Genomic DNA, 2787 nt, shown 5'->3' with positions numbered 1-2787 from the left:
CACCGGCAACACCATAACCGGCAGCCTCCATCCCCTCTTCGGCGGGCTCCAGTTCATCGCCCTGGAGGACGGCTCCCTGTCGGCCCTGGCCAGCCGCAATGTCGTCACCGGCGGCCTTGGCTGCGGCGTCTGGCTGGAACGGGATGTCGAAGCCACTCTGACTGCGGATCTGGGCGGCGGGCCGCTGGGCTCGGCCGGCTACAATTCCATCGCCGACAACCGGTTCGGCGGAGTGGATATCGAGGATGAACAAGTCGGGCCCCAATTCGCCAGATACAATTGGTGGGGCCAGGCCGACGATCCCGGCTCCCTGATCCAGGGCGAGATCGACTATACCCCGTGGCTGACCGAGTCCCCCAACTGATGATTGTTTCAGGCTGTGTAGCTAGAAAAAAATAATGTATTTCCGGATAGATGTCGTTGAGCAGTGATGATGGCGGCCAAGGCCACGTTGTCACAACCAACGACGACGATCCAACCCGCACATTCATTCTGGAAAGGGAATTTTCATGAGCATCAAATTTTTCAAGCTAGATATTGTCCTGGTTTTCGTTCTGGCCGTGTTCTGCGGATGTAACGACTCCTCGAATTCAGAAGACAACAAGAACGCCTTCAACAGTGAGGCGGGATTCTACGAACTTGATATTATTGACTACGCATTCAGGATACCGGGCCGGGGGACCACCAATGCGGCTTCTTCCAAGGCGAGAATCTTCTACTCCTACCACCCCGGAGACAATCTGGATCGGGACGGCAGGAACACCCTGCCCCTGTTCGTGTTCCTAAACGGCGGACCGGGTTGCGCCACCACCTTGAACCTGTTTGCCATGAATACCGCTCCCTACACCCTGGACAAAAGCAGGACGGACGGCAAAATGTATGCGAAAAATCCCTACTCATGGACCAGCATGGGGAACCTGCTCTATATTGACGCGCCCAATACCGGATTTTCATACAACATGATTGAGAATCCGCAGGACAGATACAACAGAATTTACGAATTCGTTCCCCAGAAATACAATCCCCTTCTGGACGCCGCCCAGATGGTACGGATTATCCTGGAATTCCTGGACAAGCACAGCGGGATCGGGGCCAACAAGGTTATTCTGGTTGGCGAAAGCTACGGCGGGACAAGGGTTTCGGCCATGCTGAACATGCTGCTTTTCCACGCCAAATATTCCGAGTCCGGAACCGGAATCTATCAGGACGACCAACTGGTGGAGCGTATTGAAAAGCACTTCAACAGGTTCTTCCCGAACCAGGAGGTCACTCCGGAACTGGTGGCTTCCCAGTTCAACAGGCAAATACTGATCCAGCCCCAGCTTGCCGGTCCGTACCAGGAAAAGGCCATGGTAGACGCATACTTCGGGGAAAACTCCATCATCGACCAACTGGCCGAGGTGCAGGGCAAGGTCTGGAACAGGGAGTGCCCTGGCATATATTACAACGTGTCAGACTGCGTGACTCTGGATTTCGTACCCAAGACCCTGAACCTGGATTCGTACAACTACACCCGCAACAGCACCTGGACCGATGATAACGAGGCATTCTCGACCCAGAGTCTTCTGGACATTGATGCGCTGTCCACGGTGCTGGGCGGTATAGATGTGCGCGGGATTGAAAAACTCAAGCCTTCCAGCCGAACTCAGGCCTGCAGGTATTCGGGAATCATGGACCGAAAAAACGATGATGAGAATTATTTCTTCCTGGATCCCGAATATACCGATTTCGTGGACAACGATTTTGCAGAATTGCTGGAAGAGATGCTCGAACAACAAAATTACATAGCTTCCCAGGTGGACCAGACAAAAAACAACACCCTCGTGAGCGTGCTGGGAAAACTGGAAACCTGGGACGATTACCTGATCGGCACCAACGTGTCCGTGTTTCTGGCCTATGCCTCTGCTTCGGCTGTTGATGCTTACAAGACTATCAACGCCGATGTCTCCCCCATCTATGGAGAAATGTTCCTGAACAACCTGGCCCTGGTGGACACCTTTCTTACGGACTCGGAGCTTGACCTGATTATCTATTCCCCGGCACTGACCGAGTCCCTGGCCAGTTACACCAAAATTGTGGACAGCGTGGAAGTGGTCCAGGGAACAGATGAGACGAATGAACGTACACCGGGATTGGTGACCATCAATTTCATTGCCAACTCCCTGAAAGACGTGGAGAGCACTCCAACGTCAAAAACCCTGTATTACCCCTACTACTCGAAATCCGGGCATTCGGTTTCTTCTTCCCAGCCCGAGGAATTCAGGCAGGATGTGATGAACTGGTTGGCAGCAGAGTAGTCCCCTCCACCAGCAACCCTTCAAACCCAAAGGAGACCCCATGCTGACCTTCGCCGAAGAAATCCTCCTCCTCAATCTAGACGACAAGAAGGGGACCTTCCGTCACCTGCCCGAGGAGGCCCTGCGTACGGCCCTGGCCGGGGCCCTGCTCCTGGAACTGGCCTTGGCCAACCGCATCGACACAGACCAGCACGCCCTGGTCCTGGTGGACAGTCGCCCCATGCACGACTCCCTTCTGGACGACATTCTCCGCCGCATCAAGGCGGAAAAAGCTGCTCCCCGACCGGTCGGCCACTGGCTGCAGGAAGTCGCCTCGGAAGCCGGAAACCCGCAGGACCGGGTTCTCCAAGGCTTGGTGGACAAGGGCGTTTTGAAAGTCGAAGATCGAAAAGTGCTCTGGGTCTTTGCCCAGCGCCGCTACCCCCTTGTCGACGGGCAAGAGGTCGTGGAAGTCCGGACCCGCCTCCGGGCTCTGATCTTCAGCGACGAC

Annotated in this window: 2 protein-coding genes; both read left to right on the top strand. The window is 55.2% G+C overall.

All coding sequences use genetic code 11. From position 1 onward, the window contains the following. Window positions 1–509 precede the first annotated feature (509 nt). Window positions 510–2297: a hypothetical protein gene (locus tag EOM25_13710; GenBank protein NCC26230.1), complete on the top strand. Its 1788-nt coding sequence runs from the start codon at window positions 510–512 to the stop codon at window positions 2295–2297. A gap of 40 nt (window positions 2298–2337) precedes the next feature. After that, on the top strand, window positions 2338–2787 hold a 450-nt coding region (locus EOM25_13705; protein ID NCC26229.1), incomplete at its 3' end, for a GPP34 family phosphoprotein.

This window comes from Deltaproteobacteria bacterium, from assembly GCA_009929795.1.
Taxonomy (GTDB): Bacteria; Desulfobacterota; Desulfovibrionia; order Desulfovibrionales; family Desulfomicrobiaceae; genus RZZR01.
Note: the sequence above shows the minus strand (reverse complement) of the source record. Positions and strands in the feature narration are given on the sequence as shown.